Consider the following 18,270-nt stretch of genomic DNA (forward strand, 5'->3'; position numbering starts at 1 on the left):
TACAAGCTGCAAGACTCGCTTGTAACCTAACGTGCTGCGGCCAAGATGCCCTCGACATCCAAATGCGCTTCGATATGGTCGGCCAAAGCGTCCAAGGTGGTCTCGACAGTTTGCGCGTAGCTTGTGTTACCTGCCTGGGCACCCAATGAGGTTAAGAAGGCCCGCCGGAACCCATCATCTGCAAACATGCCGTGCAGATAGCTGCCCATCACAGCGCCATTCACCGAGGTCGCACCTTCGTCGCGCCCTTCAACAGTTGCAAAAGGACGTGTGCAGTCTTTGCCCTCTGTCCGGCCGATGTGGATCTCATACCCTGAAAACTCCTGTCCGGAGGCAACATGTGTGGCCTGTGTCTCGGTCAATCGTTTGTCAGACGTCATCAGGGTTGTGACATCCAGCATCCCAAGCCCAGCGGTTCCCCCAGCTGGCCCTTCAATTCCCTCTGGATCAGAAATGCTTTGTCCCAGCATCTGATAGCCCCCGCAAATACCCAAGATTTTGCCGCCTCGACGCAGATGGGCCTGCAAATCAATGTCCCAGCCTTGTTCAATTAGAAAAGCCAAGTCCCCACGGGTTGATTTGCTGCCCGGTATGATCACCAGATCCGCGTCTCCGGGTATGGGCTGACCAGCGCGCAGCATGGTCAAACGCACATTTTGCTCCTGCGCCAGCGGATCAAGATCGTCAAAATTCGCAATCCGCGAGAGACCCAGACAGACGATGTGGAATTGCCCGTCTTGATCAGAGCTTCGAATGTCCAATGCATCCTCGGCGGGCAACTTCCAAGCCTCGGCAAAATAGGGAAGCACACCAAATCCCGGCCAGCCTGTGTGTTTTTCAATCATGGCATAGCCATCATCAAACAGGCTTGGATCACCCCGGAATTTATTGACCAAAAATCCTTTGATCCGCGCTACATCCTCTGGATCGATAACAGCTTGAGTGCCTACAATCTGCGCAATCACGCCACCCCGATCAATATCTCCTGCAAGGATCACAGGCGTATCGCTTGCCTCAGCAAAGCCCATATTGGCAATGTCGCCAGCGCGTAGATTGACTTCAGCAGGGCTGCCAGCGCCCTCGACGATCACCAGATCGTATTGCGATTTCAGCAAGTTAAAACTCTCAAGTACACTCTGCATGAGCTGTGGCTTGAGCTTCGCATACTCGCGTGCTTTTACAGTGGTCAGCCGTTTGCCCTGCACCACAACTTGCGATCCGACATCGGTTTCAGGCTTCAACAGCACAGGGTTCATATGCACCGTAAGCGACACCTTACAGGCCAAGGCTTGCAACGCCTGAGCCCGCCCGATCTCGCCGCCATCGGAGGTCACAGCTGCGTTGTTCGACATATTCTGCGGCTTGAACGGAGCAACCGAAAGCCCACGGCGAACAGCGGCCCGGCACAGGCCAGCCACCAACATGGACTTGCCAACGTTTGAGCCGGTGCCTTGGATCATAATGGCTTTGGTCATGATTTACCTGTTCTTCAAAACCTAAGGACTGCGCCTAGCGTCGGAAAATTAAAACTCCACACCCTTCTGCGCCTTAATTCCATCCCGGAACGGATGTTTCACCAAGGTCATCTCGGTCACCAAATCCGCGGCTTCAATCAGCTCTGGTTTCGCATTGCGTCCGGTCAGACAGACATGCGTCATGTCAGGCTTGTCAGTCAGCAAGAAATCCACCACGTCATCGATGTTCAGATAGTCATTGCGCAGTGCAATGTTGATTTCATCCAGCAGCACAAACTTGATGTTTTCATCGCGGATCAACTCTTTGGCTTTTTCCCAACCCGCTTCAGCCTTTGCAATATCGCGCTCGCGATCCTGCGTTTCCCAGGTGAACCCCTCACCAGAGACAAAGAACTTACATTCTGCGGGAAAGTGCTCTTCCAAAAACGCCCGTTCCCCGGTCGCCATGGCCCCTTTGATGAACTGAACCACCGCACAAGGCATGCCGTGCGAGATCGACCGCATGATCATGCCGAATCCTGAAGACGACTTGCCTTTACCGGGTCCCGTATGGACCATAATCAGTCCTTTTTCCTCGGTCTTCGTCGCCATCATACGATCACGCGCTGCTTTGATTTTCTTCATTTTCTCCGCATGGCGGGTATTCTGGTCGGTGTTATCGCTCACGGTGTCGGTCTCCATGCTTGACTCAGTCTGCGCCTTCGCGCATGTCCGTTCTGTTGGTTCCTGTTCTTAGAGCAGGTGAAAAGGGAATGCGATAACGATTGCGACGCAATTTGAAACGCAGCCGCCCCCGCGACCGTGACCGGAGAGGTCTCTGCACACCACTGGCAATGCGCCGGGAAGGTCTAGAGCACCACCAGAGCCCAAATGAAATTGGGCCTGACATCCGTAAGCCGGGAGACCTGCCAGCGACAAAAGACATGAAACCGGACGGGGTGTTCCGGTGTCGGGAAAACGTATGACGTCCCCGCCCCTCGCCCTTGTCCCTCCGATGGAGTGGAGAGACAATTTGCCCAAAGATGTAACGCCAGAACTGGCCCCGGTGGAGCTGCTTGTCTGCGCCACCTGTCGTGCCGGTCAGCCAACAGATGTTGAAGGCCCGCGCCCCGGCGCACAACTAGGAGCTGCCCTGTTTGACATGGACTGGCCCGAGCACGTCACCGTGCGTGAAGTCGAATGCCTCAGCAACTGCGACAGCGGCTGCTCTGTTGCCGTCCGTGGTGGCTCTGATCGCTGGACCTATGTCTATGGCAACTTCACTGGTGCTGATGATGCAGCGCTTGTGCATGAAGGTATTACCAAATACGCCGCCACCGAAGATGGCATCGTGCCGTGGCGCGAGCGCCCTATTCATTTCCGTAAAAACTGTATCGCGCGCGTTCCGCCGCTGAACCTGCCAGAATAAGAGCCTGCTATGAGTACTCTCGAAAAACTCCCCGTTACTGTGATCACCGGCTTTTTGGGCGCCGGGAAAACCACGCTTGTGCGTCACCTGATGACCAACCCACAGGGCAAGCGCCTTGCGGTCGTTGTGAATGAATTCGGCGATGTTGGTGTGGATGGTGAAATCCTGAAATCCTGCGCGATCCCGGATTGCCCAGCTGAAAACATCATGGAACTGGCGAACGGTTGCATCTGCTGCACTGTCGCTGACGATTTCATCCCAACCATCGAGGCCCTGATGGCGCTGGACCCGCGTCCTGAGCATATCATCATTGAAACCTCTGGTCTGGCCCTCCCAAAACCACTGTTGAAGGCCTTTGATTGGCCTGATATCCGCAGCAAGATCACTGTGGACGGAGTAATCGCTTTGGCCGATGCTGAAGCTGTGGCAGCAGGTCGTTTTGCAACAGATGTGGCTGCGGTTGACGCCCAGCGTGAAGCGGATGAAGGGTTGGATCACGAAACGCCTCTGTCTGAGGTTTTTGAGGATCAGATCAACTGCGCTGACATCATCCTGCTGACCAAACCAGATTTGGCTGGTCCAGAAGGAGTGGCGAAAGCCAAGGAAGTGATTGCCAAGGAATCCCCGCGCAAAATCGCTGTTGTGGAAGTGGCTGAAGGTGTGGTTGATCCACGCATTGTTCTGGGTCTGGAAGCCGCTGCCGAAGATGACATCGACGCGCGCCCTTCGCATCATGAAGACCACCACCATCATCACCACGATCACAGCCATGATGAGTTTGAAAGCATCGTGGTCGAGTTGACAGAACAGACCGACCCGGCAGAATTCGCAGCCCGCGTGGAACGCCTGGCCAACGAACAGAACATCCTGCGTGTCAAAGGTTATGTGGCCATTGAAGGCAAACCGATGCGCCTGCTTGTACAAGCTGTCGGTGCCCGTGTACGTCATCAGTTTGACCGTCCTTGGAAGCCCGAAGAAGGTCGCCAAGGCAAGGTCGTGGTTATTGCTGAACATGACAACATCAACAGCGAAGCCATCCGCGCCGCGCTGCTTGGCGAACTTGTTGACTAACGGAGCCGTTTGAACTGCCATGCATGTCGTCTTTCGCGAAAGCCACGGGTTAGAGGAAAGTGAAACCCCAATGGATCTGGGTCAGAGCCCGGCCGATTTGGTGGTTTTGTCTTTCTCTGACAGTGACCTTGGAGCTTTCGCGGCGGGTTGGCATCGCGCGAATGGCGATCTGCCCACATTGCGGCTGGCCAATCTGGCCGCATTGAAACACCCTCTTTCTGTCGACACCTATGTCGAGCAGACCTTGGAAGGTGCAAAAGCCATTCTGGTGCGCCTGATCGGTGGCATCCCCTATTGGTCTTACGGCATTCAACAGTTGCAGGACTTAGCCCGACGCAAGGGCGTTGCACTGGCGATCTTACCAGCAGATGGCCGTCCAGATAGCCGATTGGACGAAGTTTCCACCCTCCCAAAATCCACATTGGACCGGCTATCGCACCTCTGTGACACAGGTGGGGCCGTCGCTGCGCAGGCTGCGCTTGCCCAACTTGCATTGGCAGCAGGCCTTTATGCCAAGCCAGTCATAGGTAGCAAAACCGTACCAAGTCACGGCGCATGGCGGCCTAACTCTGGCGTTTGCGAAGCCGAGCAGCAGACTGACAAACCACTGGTGGTACTGTCCTTCTACCGCTCTTACCTAACAGCAGCGGACCTCGCTCCAATCGAAGCACTGGCAAACGAGTTCGAAACCCGCGGCTATGAGGTCTTAGGCCTCTTTGCGCCAACTCTCAAGCAACCCGAAGCCGCCGCTTGGATTGCAGACACGCTTCGAACCCTTCAGCCTGCTGCCGTAGTGAATGCCACAGCCTTCTCTGGAAAAGGTGAGGACGGCACTTCACCACTGGATGCCACGGATGCGCCGGTCTTTCAGATGGCGCTGGCTACGAGCCGCAGGAAAGCCTGGGCCGAAGCTGAGCGTGGTCTAGCCCCCTCTGATCTTGCCATGCATGTGGTGCTGCCCGAAGTTGATGGTCGCCTGTTTGCAGGTGTGGCCAGTTTCAAAGAACCGGGCAAAAAAGACCCGCAACTGGAATATTCTCGATTTGGTCACCGCGCCCATGCAGACCGCATCACCGCCATCGCGGATAAGGTCTGCCATTGGGTGCGCCTGAACCAAACCCCAGCCGCGGAAAAACGCGTGGCCATGGTGCTTTCTACCTATCCCGGACAGGATTGGAACATGGCCCATGCGGTTGGTCTGGACGCCATCGCAAGCGCTGAAGCCATCGCAGAGGATTTCAGCCATGAAGGCCTGACTGTTGCAGCTGGTGCACCACTGCAAGACGCACTTTCCTCCGAACAGATCACCTGGGCCATCGCCGACTACCAAGCTGCGCTGAACCAGTTGCCGCAATCATTGCAGGATGACCTGTCAGAAGTTTGGGGTGATCCATCAGATGATCCATCTTGCGAAAACGGCAGTTTTCATTTCGCAACCACCCAACGTGGAAACCTGCTGATCGCACTGCAGCCAGAGCGCGGGTCAGATGCCGAGCGCGAAGACGAATACCACGATCTCGCCCGCACCCCGCGCCATAGCTACGTCGCCTTCTACCTCTGGCTCCAACACCAGTTCGATACCCACGCCATTGCACATGTTGGTGCCCACGGCACGCTGGAATGGCTACCGGGTAAATCCGTCGCCCTTTCTGGCGAATGCTGGCCCGAAGTTCTGACTGGTCACCGCCCTGTCATATACCCGTTCATCGTGAACGATCCCGGCGAGGCAGCCCAAGCCAAACGCCGCATCGGCGCAGTCACTCTTGGTCACGTCCCGCCCCCACTGAAAGAAAGCGCAGCCCCTCAAAGGTTTGCGATCTTAGAGAACCTGCTCGACGAGTTTTCAAACGCTGACGGCTTAGACCCCAAACGCCGAGATCGCCTACAGGACAGCATCCGCACCGAAGCCGAAGCTTTAGGCCTTGCCGATCAACTGGGCATGGACGCTGCAACCTCTTTAGCCGAAGCGATCACCCGTATCGACACATTCGTCTGTGACATCAAAGAAAGCCAATTCGGCGACGGGCTGCACATCTATGGCCGCCCGCCCGAAAACCAACCGGCCTTTGATGCGGCCCCTTCTGCAAGCTCCGAACGCAAAGCCTTGATCCGGGCGCTCGAAGGAAAACGCATAGAGGCCGGCCCATCAGGTTCTCCTTACCGTGGCCGTACCGATGTTCTGCCAACGGGTAGAAACCTGTTCACCACAGACCCACGCAGCGTCCCAACCCGCGCGGCTTACGCGCAGGGCGTGAAACTTGCCGAGGAACTCGTCCGCAGGCATCTGCAGGACGAAGGCGACTATCCGAAAAACCTGATCGTCGACCTCTGGGGCTCTGCGACCATGCGCACAGCGGGCGAAGAATTCGCCATGGCGCTGCATCTTCTGGGTGCAAAACCCGTTTGGGATGAAGGCTCTGAACGTGTATCCGGGGTGGAAATCCTACCCATCGCCATGCTCGAACGCCCACGCTTAGACGTGACTCTGCGCGTGTCTGGCCTATTCCGCGATGTCTTCCCAACGCTATCTGCACTCTTTTCCCAAGCCGTCCGAGCCTTGGCAGATCGCGAAGAAAGCGCCGATTGGAACCCATTTGCTGGTGAAACACCCGCGCCCCGCGTCTATGGACCTGCACCGGGCAGCTACGGGCTGGGCATGGGGCATCTCACAGATTACGGCGACGACGCCAAATCGAAGGCAGGCCAAGCCTGGCTTTCAGCCTCTAGCTGGGCGCTGGACAAAGACCAGCCACATCAAGACCATACCGGCATTCGTGACCGCGTGGCTGCAGCGGATAGTTTTGTCCACCTACAGGATATGCCCGAAACCGACATCCTTTTGGCGGTGGACTACGCCAGCCATGAGGCTGGCTTCAAAGCCGCGCAAAGCGTCACAGGCGGTGATGCCGCCCTTTATCACCTGGATGCGACAAACCCATCCAAGCCACGCGCGCGCACCTTGGACGAAGAGGTCGCCCGCGTCGTGCACGCCCGCGCGACAAACCCGGATTGGCTGGCTGGCATGATGCGCCATGGTTTCCGTGGTGGCGCTGAGATTGCCGCAACTCTGGAGCATATGGCGGCCTTCGCCCATCTGGCAGATGCCGTGCACCCGGCCCTCTTTGATGCCTATCACGAGGCGACCTTGGGGGATGAGGCGATTGTGGAATTCCTTAAGGAAAACAATCCGCAAGCTCTCGCGGCGATGCAAGATCGCTTTGCTGCGCTCTACGAAGCTGGCCTTTGGCAAACTCGTCGCAATTCCATTCTTGCAGAGCTAGAGGCGCTGACATGACGCGACCAGCCGCCAAAGGATGGTGCCCAGGCGCATATCAACCCATGATGTCAGGCGATGGCTTGGTTGTGCGTGTGCGCCCAATCATGGCTCGCTTAACGGTGGAACAAACCCTCGGGCTTTGTGATCTCGCACAAAAATACGGATCCAGCCTGATCGATCTGACAAGCCGCGCAAATCTGCAAATTCGCGGCGTCCGTTCAGCGGATCACGAGGCGCTGTTGGCTGAGCTAAACGCGCTAAAACTACTTCCTGATGATCCCGACTTAGAAGCGCGTCGCAATATCCTGATCACCCCACTTTGGCGTGCAGGGGATTTGACAGACGGCCTTGCGCAGCAGCTTTATGCAAGGCTCGCGGACCTGCCTCAATTGCCCGCCAAATTCGGCTTTGCCATCGATACCGGCCCTGTACCGCTGTTGCAGGACAACTCTGCAGATATTCGTCTTGAACGTTGTGACGAGGGAATTCTTTTGCGCGCAGATGGCAGCGAGATGGGGTGTCTTGTCGCTGAAAACGAAGCCATCTCAGCGGCAATTCAAATGGCTGAGTGGTTTGCGGACACCGGTGGCCAATCTTCGCGTCGCATGGCTACACATTTAAAATCAGTGGCATTGCCATCTGACTGGAATGATACACCCGGGTTAAAGCCCGCGTCTTCCGTCACGGCAGGATCAAATGATTTCGGTACTTTCTATGGCGCGCCCTTTGGTCAAATAGAGGCTGCGCAGCTCGCTGAACTCGTCAAAACCAGCGGCTGCGTTGCGCTGCGCGTGACACCATGGCGTCTGATCCTGACCGAAGACGCAGCGCCTGTGCCTGCCGCAGGGTTGGTCACTTCGCCGAATGATCCACTACTGGCCATCAGCGCCTGCCCCGGAGCACCTCTCTGTACGTCGGCATCTGTTAAAACCCGGTCGCTGGCGCGCTTGATTGCGGGCCGAACCAGCGCCAATCTACACATCAGCGGATGCAGCAAAGGCTGCGCTCACCCGCGACGTTCGGACGTAACGCTCGTAGGCCGAGATGGCCGCTTTGATCTTGTGAAAAACGGCCTGCCATGGGATGAGCCATCCCTGACCGGCCTTTCTGAAAATGAACTGGCGGATAACGACCTGCTAGACCGCATCGGAGAGTTTTGATGCCCTATACCTACGAACAGAATGGCCAAGCCATCTATGATGAAAGCTTTGCCACAATCCGCCGTGAGGCTGATCTGGCGGGCTTTGACAAAGACGAAGAACAGGTCGTTGTGCGCATGATCCACGCCGCAGGCATGATCGGCTTGGAACAACACGTGAAATTCACACCGGGCATGGTCGCAGCGGCCCGCAAAGCCATGGAAGACGGCGCGCCGATCTTTTGTGATGCACGTATGGTGTCCGAAGGCGTCACCCGCCCTCGTCTGCCCGCCGACAACGACGTGATTTGCACCCTGCATGCTGAGGGCATCTATGAGCTTGCTAAAGAAATGGGCAACACTCGCTCTGCGGCCGCACTTGAACATTGGCGCGATCGCCTTGGGGGGGCCATCGTCGCTATTGGCAACGCGCCCACTGCACTGTTTCATTTGCTGAACATGCTCGAAGACCCAACCTGCCCTCGCCCGGTAGCCATCATCGGCTGCCCCGTTGGCTTTATCGGCGCGATGGAAAGCAAAGAAGCGCTTTGGCAAGATAGACCGGTGCCTTGCATGATTGTGCAAGGCCGGCTGGGCGGCTCTGCTATGACTGTGGCTGCGATCAACGCCATCGCCAGCCGGAAGGAATAATCCAATGACGGGAACCATTTACGGCATCGGCCTTGGTCCGGGTGATCCGGATTTGATGAGTGTCAAAACCCATCGTCTTTTGGCGGGTGCCAAACATGTCGCTTTCTTTCGCAAAGCCGGCCGCAAGGGTCAGGCGCGTGCCATCGTTGAAGGGATGATCCCGGAAACTGCCGTTGAGTTCCCGATGGAATATCCGGTTACGACTGAAATCCCGTTGAGCGATCCACGTTACAATGAAGCGCTCTCTGCATTTTACACCGAGGTCACCGATCATCTGATTGCTCTGGCCAAGTCCGGCGAAGATGTTGTCGTGCTTTGCGAAGGTGATCCGTTTTTCTATGGCTCATTCATGCACATCTATGCTCGTGTAAAAGACCATGTGCCAACCGAAGTTGTACCTGCGATCACCGGCATGTCCGGTGCCTGGACCGCCACAGGCGCGCCAATCACCTGGGGCGACGATGTATTGACTGTGTTGATGGGCACGCTTGATGAGGACAAGCTTACGAACCATATCGCAGCGACTGATGCTTTGGTGATCATGAAGATCGGCACCAACTTCGACAAGGTCATCCGCGCCTTAAAGGCTGGCGGCAAATTCGACGATGCTTACCTTGTGCAATTTGCCACCATGGCCAAACAAACCGTGCGAAAACTGTCCGAAGTCTCTGACGACGTGACCCCATATTTCTCGATCATTGTGGTTCACGGCCAAGGGCGACGACCATGAGCGGGTCCGTTATCATCGTTGGTATCGGGCCAGGGAATGACGCTCTCATCACCCCCGAAGCTCAGACGGCAATCGCGCAAGCCACGGATGTTGTGGGATATATCCCCTATGTCGAACGTATTTCGGCCCGTGAAAGTCTAACCAAACATGCCTCAGACAATCGCGTTGAAATCGACCGCTCCCGGCATGCGCTTGAAATGGCAAGCGAAGGCAAACGCGTTGTCGTCGTCTCCTCCGGTGATCCGGGCGTCTTCGCAATGGCCGCGGCGGTTTTGGAAGCCGTCGAACATGGTGAAGCACATTGGCGCAACCTTGATATTCAAGTGTTGCCGGGTATTACGGCGATGCTGGCAGCCTCTGCGGCCTGTGGCGCGCCACTTGGCCATGACTTCTGTGCCATCAACCTCAGCGACAATATGAAACCCTGGGCGCTAATCGAAAAACGCCTGCGGCTGGCAGCTGAAGCTGATTTCGCTATGGCGTTTTATAACCCACGCTCCAAATCCCGCCCTGAGGGTTTTGGCAAGGCTTTGAAAGCCCTGCAAGAAGCCTGCGGCGATGACCGCCCAATGATCTTTGCCCGCAATGTCAGCCGTCCGGATCAAACGATCAAAATCGTTCCCCTGACGGAGGTCACTGAAGATATGGCCGACATGCGGACGGTTGTTCTTTTGGGTTCTTCTCAGACACGCATCATCGAACGCGATGATGCGCCGTTGGTCTACACGCCGCGTTCGGTGGCCGGATGAGCCGTGAGCCACTCCAATACAGCCTTCGGCGTCGCAAGTTCAGCGCGGGCAGGCAATTTGGGGCGTTCAATCATGATCACCGGCAGGCCAAGTGCGCGTGCAGCTTGGATTTTGGCAGCAGCCCCTGTGCCTCCGGCGTTTTTACAGACAACGACTTCCACCGCGTGCTCTTTAAACAGCGCAATGTCTTCGTCGACATCAAACGGCCCTCGCGCCACGACAACCGTGTGATTGGGCAAGGCTGGGGTCTCTTCGGGTGCGTCGACCAACCTGAGAACGTAGTGATGCTGAGGCTGCACCGCAAAATCATTCATATGCAGGCGTCCCAGTGCCAGCATGACGCGTTTTGCCTCCCCTTGAAGGATGGCAACGGCGTGCGCGATGTCAGGAACCAATTGCCAAGTGTCGTTTTCAACAGGCGTCCAAGCCGGGCGCGTCAAGGCCGCGAGTGGCGTATCCGTGGCGCGGCAAGCTTCAAAGGCGTTCCAGCTCATTTGCGCTGCAAAAGGATGCGTGGCATCGATCACATGGCTGATGTTGTGGTTTCGAATGTAGGCGGCCAGTCCTTGCGGGCCACCAAAGCCCCCTTCCCGCGTTGGGATCGGCTGTGCTTTCGGATTCGCAACACGACCTGCATAGCTGAACGTCGCCTTCAGGTCATTACTGGCCACAGCATGCGCCAAGGCACTGGCTTCGGTTGTGCCACCCAAAATCAGGAGGTGCTGCGTCATGTCTGATCCTGTGCGTAAGCCATGGTTGACGATTGTCGGTTTGGGCGAAGATGGCGCATATGGGTTGCCTCCTGCAAGCCTGAAGGCGCTTGGGGCGGCGGAAATCATCATGGGAGCGAAGCGCCATCTTGGGTTGTTGCCTGAAGTTCGCGCTGAATTGGTGGAATGGCCTGTGCCTTATGCAGATGGGCTTTCGATGCTTGAAGGTTTCCGGGGACAAGAGGTTGTCGTCCTGGCTTCAGGAGATCCGTTTTGGCATGGGGCTGGCGGCAGTCTTTTGGATATTTTGGACCAAGAAGAATATAAGACCTTACCTGCTGTTGGCAGCCTATCGCTTGCTGCAGCAAAGCTGGGCTGGGCTTTGGAAAAGACGCCTTGTTTGGGGTTGCATGCCGCGCCTTTTTCAAGATTGCGCGCTTTAACAGCCAATGGCCAACGCGCGTTTTGTACTATGCGAGACGGTGCCGCTGTTAAAGAGCTGGGGCTTTGGCTCGATGGTGCTGGTTTTGGTGGCTCAGAGCTTCATGTTCTAGAAGCCCTTGGTGGGCCGCGCGAGCGCGTGCGCGCTGTCAGAGCGATCAACGTCCCGGAAGATATTCAGCACCCGGTTTTGGTTGGCATTGCCTTCAAAGGTGATGGTGACGTGTTGCCCTTGGCCAGCGGCAGACCTGATGGTTTCTTTGCCAATGATGGCCAGCTCACAAAGCGTCCTGTACGCGCTTTGACTTTGTCGGCGCTTGCACCGAAATTCGGTGAGCATCTATGGGACATCGGCGGTGGGTCTGGCTCGATCGGCATTGAATGGCTGTTGTCACATCCGAGCCTTACGGCAACCGCTGTTGAAATCAACGGTGAACGTGCTGCTCGCATTGCTGAGAATGCCATGGATCTTGGAGTGGACCTTTCAGTTGTCACAGGTGCCGCACCGCAAGCTCTAGAAGGTCTCCAGCACCCGGACGCCGTGTTTATTGGCGGGGGTATTAGCGCTGATATGCTGGAGTGGCTGTGGAATACACTCCCAGCTGGCGTGCGGCTTGTTGCCAATGGTGTCACGCTTGAAGCAGAGATGCTTTTATCAAAATGGCAGGCAGAAAAAGGCGGCATGCTGATGCGCTTTGAGATCAGCACGTGTAAACCGCTCGGACAGAAACGTGGCTGGAAAGCCCATTACCCAATCGTTCAATGGAGCGTCACCCTATGATCATCGCTGGATTTGGCTTTCGCACGGGCGCGAGCCTGCGGAGCTTGAAAGACGCTTATGAAAAGCTGGGCGGTGGCGCTGATGCCATTGCTGTGCCTGACGACAAAGCCGGCGCTTTATGCATCAAACAGCTGGCGGCCGATCTCGAGCTGCCTGTGCACGAAGTCACAGCAGAAGAGATGCAGTCAGTCAAAACCCACACCCAAGCGGCGCGCGTCATCGAAAAACGCGGCACTGGGAGCGTTGCTGAAGCCTGCGCTTTGGTTGTTTCCGGCACCGGTGGGCGTTTAATTGCAGCACGCCATATTTCAGAGGATCGCATGGCCACCTGTGCATTGGCGATTTCAGAGGGATCAACCGGATGACTGTTCACTTCATTGGCGCAGGCCCCGGCGCGGCTGACCTGATTACCTTACGTGGACGCGATCTGATCGCAAGCTGCCAAGTGTGTCTTTATGCCGGGTCTTTGGTGCCTGATGAAATTCTGTCTCACTGCCCAGAAGGGGCTGAGGTGATCAATACGGCACCCATGGATTTGGATGCCATAGTGAAGGTCTGCAAGACCGCAACAGACAAGGGCCAAGACGTGGCACGTCTGCATTCGGGTGATCTGTCAGTCTGGTCTGCTATGGGCGAACAAATCCGCCGTTTGAAGGCTGAAAGCATACCGGTTTCGGTGACACCCGGCGTGCCTAGTTTTGCTGCTGCGGCGGCGGCATTGGGCACTGAATTAACCCTACCGGGATTGGCGCAATCGGTGGTTCTGACGCGCACTCCGGGGCGGGCCTCAACAATGCCTGAGGGCGAAACCCTTGCGAATTTTGCCGCCACCGGCGCAACGCTTGCGATCCACTTGTCGATTGGCAACTTGGAAAACGTGATCGCAGATCTGACCCCGCATTATGAGGCGGATTGCCCTGTCGCCGTCGTATACCGCGCAAGCTGGCCCGACCAAGAAATCATCCGCACCACGCTTGCCACCATGCAGGCAGATGTACCAGAACATGTGACCCGCACAGCATTGATCCTTGTTGGCCCGGCCCTTGCAGGAGAAGGCTTTGAGGAAAGCTGTCTTTACGCCACAGATTATGACCGCAGATACCGACCCCAGACGGCAGATAGCCCCTGGTCCAGCTGGAACCACGGGGACGACTGAGAGATACCTGATATGACAATGACACCCCCTCCTGGAATTCTGATCTCCGCTCCCTCGTCTGGCACCGGCAAAACCACGGTGATGCTAGGTCTTTTGCGTGCCCTTGCAGATGATGGAATGAAGGTTCAGCCGTTTAAATCTGGCCCTGATTATATTGATCCAGCTTTTCACCGCGCTGCAGCTGGCCGACCCTCGTTCAACATCGACACTTGGGCCATGCACAATGGCTTGATTGGCGGCGTGTCTCAGCAGTCCGACGGGGCGGATATCATCATTGCGGAAGGCTCGATGGGACTGTTTGATGGGGTGGCTACCAAAGGCGAAAGCGGCTTTGGCTCTTCAGCGGAAACTGCGCTGACCATGGGCTGGCCTGTTGTTTTGGTCATTGATGTGGGCGGTCAAGCCCAATCTGCCGCGGCAACCGCCTTAGGGTTCAAGTCGTACAACCCAGATGTGCCCTTTGCGGGCGTCATCCTGAACCGCTGTGCCAGCCCGCGTCACGAGCGCTTGACGCGTCTTGGCATGGAAAAGGCGGGTGTCAAAGTTCTGGGTGTGCTGCCACGACGCGGCGATCTTGCATTGCCAGAACGCCATCTTGGTTTGATCCAAGCGGTTGAACATCCGGATTTAGAAGCCGCGATCGCAGGTTACGCAACTTTCTTGCGTGAGAATGTCGACTTAGACGCGATCAAAGCTGCAGCCGCTTCTGGGCCAATGCGCACTGGAGCCCTCCCAAAACCGCCTACGCAGAAGATTGCAATGGCGCAGGATGCGGCCTTTAGTTTCACCTATCCGCACCTTGTTGAAGGTTGGCGCGCAGCTGGTGCAGAAATCACCCCTTTCTCCCCCCTCGCAGATGAAGCTCCTGCAGCGGATGCTGATCTGGTCTGGCTACCGGGTGGCTATCCTGAATTGCATGCGGCAAAACTGGCAGCGGCGTCTACTTTCCGCACTGCTCTTCGCAAACACGCCGAAACCAAACCGGTGCACGGTGAGTGCGGTGGTTATATGGCGCTTGGGGAAGCTTTGATTGATAAGGAAGGCACAAGGCACCAGATGCTTGGCCTGCTTGGGCTGGTGACATCTTACGAGAAACGCAAGTTCCACCTCGGCTATCGGCAGGCGACGCTGAACGCCCCAATGTTGGGCTTTGATACAGCAGCCCGCCTGCGTGGCCACGAATTCCACTATTCAACCATCTTGGAAGAACCTGATGCACCTTTGGCACAGGTCGGGGATGCTGATGGCAACCCAGTGCCAGAAACCGGATCCGTCAAAGGCAATGTCACCGGCACCTTCTTTCATTTGATCGCAGAGGCAACAACATGAGTGGATTTGTTAGCTTCGTCAGTTCTGGTCCGGGCGATCCAGAGCTTTTGACCGTCAAAGCAGTAAACCGGCTGCAAAAGGCGCAGGCCATATTGTTTGATGACCTCAGTTCTGGCCCCATTCTGGAACATGCGGGCCCCGAGGCGGATCTGGTGGGCGTTGGAAAACGTGCAGGCCGCCCGTCACCCAAACAGGATCACGTCAGCCAACTTCTGGTCGACTACGCCAAAACCGGCGCGCATGTGGTGCGGTTGAAATCGGGTGACTCTGGCATTTTCGGCCGCCTTGAAGAAGAGATCACAGCGCTTAAGGCCGCAGGGATCGAGTATGAAATTATTCCCGGTGTGACCTCGGCTTGTGCCGCTGCGGCGGCTGCGGGGATCCCGCTGACTCGGCGCTTGGTGGCGCGGCGCGTTCAATTTGTGACCGGCCACGATGTAGCAGGTGCTTTGCCGGGCGATTTGAACTTGCAATCGCTTGCAGACCCCGGTGCAACCACCGTGTTGTTCATGCCAAAACGCACCTTCCCGGAACTTGCCGAAAAGCTATTTGCAACCGGTTTACGCCGCGACTGTCCGGCGTTGTTGGCCGAAAACGTCAGCCACCCAGAGCAAACACTGGAGCGCACGACCATGGAAGCTTTGTCTGCGAAACTTGCAACCGAAATCACCTCGGCCCCGGGCTTGATCCTCTTTGGCGAATTGGCGGAGGCCTAAGCGATGATCACCCTTTCGTTGGTTGGCATTGGATCGGGCAATCCTGATCATTTAACGCTTCAGGCGATCAAGACGCTTGAAGCGGCGGATTTGGTTCTGCTGCCACGCAAAGGAGATGAGAAAACCGAACTGGCTGATCTGCGTCGCGGAATTATCGCGGATGTCCTAAATGTCGCGCCCCAAGTTGTTGAGTTTGACTATCCTATCCGGGATGCAAACACGCCAAAGTATCTGGACGGGGTCAATACATGGCACAACGCGCTGGCGACGATTTGGAGCGGATTGATCAGCGATCACGCGGGATCAAACGCGCATGTGGCATTGCTAGTTTGGGGTGATCCGTCCCTCTATGACAGCACGTTAAGGATCACGGACCGCCTGAAGGCGCAAGGCTTGGAACTTGATGTGAATGTGGTGCCGGGCATCACCTCTTTGCAGATGCTGACCGCTGCCCATGCGATCCCGCTGAATGATTTAGGTGCGCCAGTGATCATCACAACGGGTCGCCAATTGCGCGATCACGGTTGGCCACAAGATGCGGACACTGTGGCCGTGATGTTGGACGGTGAATGCTCATTTCAGCACCTCGCACCAGAAGGCCTTGAGATTTTCTGGGGCGGGTATGTCGGCATGCCGCAGCAGGTGCTGCGGTCAGGTCCTCTAAGCGATGTTCAAGATGAGATCATCAACACACGCGCAAAGGCGCGCGCTGAAAACGGCTGGATCATGGATATTTATCTACTGCGCAAAGCGCGCTGATTAGCGTGAATTGAGGGGCGCTGCCCCTCAGCCTGCGACCTCGTTCTGAGGTATTTACACCAAAATGAAAACGGAATGAGTCATTAGGTTTAGGCCGTTTCAAGATCAGGATTGATTGGTACCACCAGGCGACCGCGAACTTGGCCTTGCAAGAACTTGGGCGCAGTTTCAATGACTTGATCAAAGGCGACCTCAGTCTCCATATTCGACAATTTGCTCATATCGAGGTCTTGCGCCAGTCGCTCCCACGCCGCGACGCGTTCGTTGATTGGACACATGACGCTGTCGACCCCTGCGAGCGTTACACCCCGCAAAATAAACGGAGCAACCGAGGTTGGCAGGTCCATTCCCCCTGCGAGGCCACAGGCCGCCACAACACCGCGGTATTTAATTGCGGACAATAAGTTCGCCAGCATGGTGCTGCCAACCACATCGATCCCTGCGGCCCAACGTTCTTTGGCCAAAGGCCGCACTTTCCCCTCAAGCTCCTCACGCGGCACAATGGATGAGGCTCCCAGCGCCTCAAGATAGACGTCCTCTTCTGGCCGCCCAGTCACGCCAGCCACCTGATAACCTTGGTCAGCCAAAAGCGCAGTGGCCACGCTGCCGACTCCGCCAGCGGCGCCTGTGACCACGACCTCTCCGCTATCAGGCGTGATCCCATGGGCTTCCAGCGCCAAAACGCAAAGCATGGCCGTATAGCCGGCAGTGCCGATCACCATGGCTTGACGCAAAGACAGCCCGTCAGGCAGTTTCACCAACCAGTCACCATTCACGCGCGCCTTTTCCGCCAGACCGCCTGAGTGTTTTTCGCCAACACCCCAGCCGGTTAGCACCACCCGATCCCCTGTCTTGAAATCAGGGTGGGCACTTTCTGAAACAACACCGGAAAAATCGATACCCGGCGTCAACGGAAACTTGCGGATGATCGGCGCTGATCCCGTAAGGGCGAGCGCGTCTTTGTAATTTAATGTGGAATAGGCGACATCCACCAGAATATCCCCCTCTGGTAGTTGTTCTTGGCCAATGTCAGTCAAGGTCACGGTCTGCACGTCGTCGGGTTTATCAATCACGATAGCTTTGAACATTTGGAGCCTCCGGTCAGCTGTTCAGATGTGCGAAAAAGATGCGAATGAAAGTTGTCATGGAATCTGGACGGTGTTCCAACTTGGCGCGCAAAACCGCCCCTTCCCAGCCTATCCAAAAGAATTCAGCGAGCGCGTTTGGGTCTTTGCTTAAGTCCAGCTCTCCGCCGCTTTGCGCCCGTATCAGGCAATCCGCAACACGTGCCTCCCATTGCGAGAGAACATCGATCAGGTCTGCGCGAAACTCTTCAGGTAATGCGCCCATCTCTTGGCCAAGATTTCCAACCAGACAACCCCGGCGAAATCCATGTCGAGCCATGCCAGTGATCGCATCATCCGAAAAGGCGCGCAGCTGCGCCAAGGGTGTCAGTGTCTCATCAGTAAAGGCACGGTCCAATTTATTCAGGAAATAGGCGTTATAGGCCTCGATCAAGACGCGGCCATAGTCAGCTTTATTGCGGAAGTAGTGATAGAAACTGCCTTTCGGGACGCCCGATGCTTTAAGCACCTCATCAATCCCAACCGCCGAATATCCCTTTTCGGTCAAATACGCGAGTCCCGCACGGATCAGTTTCTGACGCGCTTCAGCATCTGCTGGATCACGCCTTGGGCGTCCTCGCTTTGGGGTTTGCTTCAAGGAAATCGTTGTCATGGACTAATTACTAGACTGATTGGTCTATTAAAGCAAGATCGAGAAGTTTTAACGGATCTTTACTGTTAACCACGCCAAATAAACGCGGATCATCCACGCCTTTTGAGCGCCGAACGAATAAAGGCGGCCCTCGCCGTTGTGG

The 18,270-nt window shown here is 56.3% G+C and carries 18 protein-coding genes and 1 riboswitch; of the genes, 13 read left to right on the forward strand and 5 right to left on the reverse strand.

What is annotated here, in order from left to right:
- Positions 1-26: 26 nt before the first annotated feature.
- Positions 27-1,475, reverse strand: coding sequence for a cobyric acid synthase (locus tag JXQ85_RS14860; RefSeq protein ID WP_421749731.1), 1,449 nt, complete (start codon positions 1,473-1,475; stop codon positions 27-29).
- 48 nt (positions 1,476-1,523) lie between these two features.
- Complete coding sequence (gene cobO / locus JXQ85_RS14865) at positions 1,524-2,141, reverse strand: cob(I)yrinic acid a,c-diamide adenosyltransferase (protein WP_421749732.1); 618 nt, start codon at positions 2,139-2,141, stop codon at positions 1,524-1,526.
- A gap of 37 nt (positions 2,142-2,178) precedes the next feature.
- A riboswitch (cobalamin riboswitch) is annotated at positions 2,179-2,402 on the forward strand.
- An 85-nt stretch (positions 2,403-2,487) separates the two neighbouring features.
- On the opposite strand from cobO, the gene JXQ85_RS14870 reads away from it, so the two are divergent.
- Genes JXQ85_RS14870 through cobJ form a run of 7 tightly spaced genes read left to right on the forward strand, consistent with a single transcriptional unit; the run spans position 2,488 to position 10,499 of the window.
- Entirely contained in the window at positions 2,488-2,883 is a 396-nt protein-coding gene (locus JXQ85_RS14870) for a DUF1636 family protein (protein WP_421749733.1), read from the forward strand.
- Between the two features lie 9 nt (positions 2,884-2,892).
- Positions 2,893-3,954: a cobalamin biosynthesis protein CobW gene (gene cobW, locus JXQ85_RS14875; protein ID WP_421749734.1), complete on the forward strand. Its 1,062-nt coding sequence runs from the start codon at positions 2,893-2,895 to the stop codon at positions 3,952-3,954.
- A gap of 19 nt (positions 3,955-3,973) precedes the next feature.
- Positions 3,974-7,249: a cobaltochelatase subunit CobN gene (cobN, locus tag JXQ85_RS14880; protein WP_421749735.1), complete on the forward strand. Its 3,276-nt coding sequence runs from the start codon at positions 3,974-3,976 to the stop codon at positions 7,247-7,249.
- Complete coding sequence (cobG, locus tag JXQ85_RS14885; protein WP_421749736.1) at positions 7,246-8,391, forward strand: precorrin-3B synthase; 1,146 nt, start codon at positions 7,246-7,248, stop codon at positions 8,389-8,391. Before cobN ends, cobG begins: the two co-directional genes overlap by 4 nt.
- Complete coding sequence (locus JXQ85_RS14890) at positions 8,391-9,020, forward strand: precorrin-8X methylmutase (RefSeq protein WP_421749737.1); 630 nt, start codon at positions 8,391-8,393, stop codon at positions 9,018-9,020. The genes cobG and JXQ85_RS14890 overlap by 1 nt, the downstream gene beginning before the upstream one ends.
- Positions 9,021-9,024: 4 nt before the next feature.
- Positions 9,025-9,750, forward strand: a complete 726-nt coding sequence (locus tag JXQ85_RS14895; RefSeq protein ID WP_421749738.1) for a precorrin-2 C(20)-methyltransferase — start codon at positions 9,025-9,027, stop codon at positions 9,748-9,750.
- On the forward strand, positions 9,747-10,499 hold the full coding sequence (gene cobJ / locus JXQ85_RS14900; RefSeq protein WP_421749739.1) for a precorrin-3B C(17)-methyltransferase: 753 nt from the start codon (positions 9,747-9,749) through the stop codon (positions 10,497-10,499). The genes JXQ85_RS14895 and cobJ overlap by 4 nt, the downstream gene beginning before the upstream one ends.
- On the opposite strand, the gene JXQ85_RS14905 is transcribed toward cobJ, so the two are convergent.
- Positions 10,472-11,230 carry a cobalt-precorrin-6A reductase gene (locus JXQ85_RS14905; RefSeq protein ID WP_421749740.1) on the reverse strand — a complete coding sequence of 253 codons (759 nt, stop codon included), beginning with the start codon at positions 11,228-11,230 and terminating at the stop codon, positions 10,472-10,474. The genes cobJ and JXQ85_RS14905 overlap by 28 nt on opposite strands.
- On the opposite strand from JXQ85_RS14905, the gene cbiE reads away from it, so the two are divergent.
- From cbiE to cobF, 6 genes are read left to right on the forward strand one after another with little or no spacing between them, the layout of a single operon-like run.
- Positions 11,229-12,431: a precorrin-6y C5,15-methyltransferase (decarboxylating) subunit CbiE gene (gene cbiE / locus JXQ85_RS14910; protein ID WP_421749741.1), complete on the forward strand. Its 1,203-nt coding sequence runs from the start codon at positions 11,229-11,231 to the stop codon at positions 12,429-12,431. The genes JXQ85_RS14905 and cbiE overlap by 2 nt on opposite strands.
- Positions 12,428-12,796 carry a cobalamin biosynthesis protein gene (locus tag JXQ85_RS14915; protein WP_421749742.1) on the forward strand — a complete coding sequence of 123 codons (369 nt, stop codon included), beginning with the start codon at positions 12,428-12,430 and terminating at the stop codon, positions 12,794-12,796. The genes cbiE and JXQ85_RS14915 overlap by 4 nt, the downstream gene beginning before the upstream one ends.
- The gene (gene cobM, locus JXQ85_RS14920) at positions 12,793-13,587 is read left to right on the forward strand and encodes a precorrin-4 C(11)-methyltransferase (RefSeq protein ID WP_421749743.1); all 795 of its coding nucleotides are present in this window, start codon (positions 12,793-12,795) and stop codon (positions 13,585-13,587) included. The genes JXQ85_RS14915 and cobM overlap by 4 nt, the downstream gene beginning before the upstream one ends.
- Before the next feature lie 12 nt (positions 13,588-13,599).
- Positions 13,600-14,916: a cobyrinate a,c-diamide synthase gene (locus tag JXQ85_RS14925; protein WP_421749744.1), complete on the forward strand. Its 1,317-nt coding sequence runs from the start codon at positions 13,600-13,602 to the stop codon at positions 14,914-14,916.
- The gene (cobA, locus tag JXQ85_RS14930) at positions 14,913-15,632 is read left to right on the forward strand and encodes a uroporphyrinogen-III C-methyltransferase (protein ID WP_421749745.1); all 720 of its coding nucleotides are present in this window, start codon (positions 14,913-14,915) and stop codon (positions 15,630-15,632) included. Before JXQ85_RS14925 ends, cobA begins: the two co-directional genes overlap by 4 nt.
- Positions 15,633-15,635: 3 nt before the next feature.
- Complete coding sequence (cobF, locus tag JXQ85_RS14935) at positions 15,636-16,391, forward strand: precorrin-6A synthase (deacetylating) (RefSeq protein WP_421749746.1); 756 nt, start codon at positions 15,636-15,638, stop codon at positions 16,389-16,391.
- Between the two features lie 89 nt (positions 16,392-16,480).
- On the opposite strand, the gene JXQ85_RS14940 is transcribed toward cobF, so the two are convergent.
- Entirely contained in the window at positions 16,481-17,479 is a 999-nt protein-coding gene (locus JXQ85_RS14940) for an MDR family oxidoreductase (RefSeq protein WP_421749747.1), read from the reverse strand.
- A 13-nt stretch (positions 17,480-17,492) separates the two neighbouring features.
- Positions 17,493-18,128, reverse strand: a complete 636-nt coding sequence (locus JXQ85_RS14945) for a TetR/AcrR family transcriptional regulator (RefSeq protein WP_421749748.1) — start codon at positions 18,126-18,128, stop codon at positions 17,493-17,495.
- Positions 18,129-18,270: the final 142 nt, after the last annotated feature.

It is taken from the genome of Cognatishimia sp. (genome assembly GCF_049116455.1).
In the GTDB taxonomy this organism is placed as follows: Bacteria; Pseudomonadota; Alphaproteobacteria; order Rhodobacterales; family Rhodobacteraceae; genus Cognatishimia.

Coding starts and splice junctions, on each gene's coding strand:
- JXQ85_RS14860 (WP_421749731.1), bottom strand. CDS start 1,475: ATGACCAAAGCCATTATGATCCAAGGCACCGGCTCAAACGTTGGCAAG.
- cobW (WP_421749734.1), top strand. CDS start 2,893: ATGAGTACTCTCGAAAAACTCCCCGTTACTGTGATCACCGGCTTTTTG.
- cobN (WP_421749735.1), top strand. CDS start 3,974: ATGCATGTCGTCTTTCGCGAAAGCCACGGGTTAGAGGAAAGTGAAACC.
- cobG (WP_421749736.1), top strand. CDS start 7,246: ATGACGCGACCAGCCGCCAAAGGATGGTGCCCAGGCGCATATCAACCC.
- JXQ85_RS14890 (WP_421749737.1), top strand. CDS start 8,391: ATGCCCTATACCTACGAACAGAATGGCCAAGCCATCTATGATGAAAGC.
- JXQ85_RS14895 (WP_421749738.1), top strand. CDS start 9,025: ATGACGGGAACCATTTACGGCATCGGCCTTGGTCCGGGTGATCCGGAT.
- cobJ (WP_421749739.1), top strand. CDS start 9,747: ATGAGCGGGTCCGTTATCATCGTTGGTATCGGGCCAGGGAATGACGCT.
- cbiE (WP_421749741.1), top strand. CDS start 11,229: ATGTCTGATCCTGTGCGTAAGCCATGGTTGACGATTGTCGGTTTGGGC.
- JXQ85_RS14905 (WP_421749740.1), bottom strand. CDS start 11,230: ATGACGCAGCACCTCCTGATTTTGGGTGGCACAACCGAAGCCAGTGCC.
- JXQ85_RS14915 (WP_421749742.1), top strand. CDS start 12,428: ATGATCATCGCTGGATTTGGCTTTCGCACGGGCGCGAGCCTGCGGAGC.
- cobM (WP_421749743.1), top strand. CDS start 12,793: ATGACTGTTCACTTCATTGGCGCAGGCCCCGGCGCGGCTGACCTGATT.
- JXQ85_RS14925 (WP_421749744.1), top strand. CDS start 13,600: ATGACAATGACACCCCCTCCTGGAATTCTGATCTCCGCTCCCTCGTCT.
- cobA (WP_421749745.1), top strand. CDS start 14,913: ATGAGTGGATTTGTTAGCTTCGTCAGTTCTGGTCCGGGCGATCCAGAG.
- cobF (WP_421749746.1), top strand. CDS start 15,636: ATGATCACCCTTTCGTTGGTTGGCATTGGATCGGGCAATCCTGATCAT.
- JXQ85_RS14940 (WP_421749747.1), bottom strand. CDS start 17,479: ATGTTCAAAGCTATCGTGATTGATAAACCCGACGACGTGCAGACCGTG.
- JXQ85_RS14945 (WP_421749748.1), bottom strand. CDS start 18,128: ATGACAACGATTTCCTTGAAGCAAACCCCAAAGCGAGGACGCCCAAGG.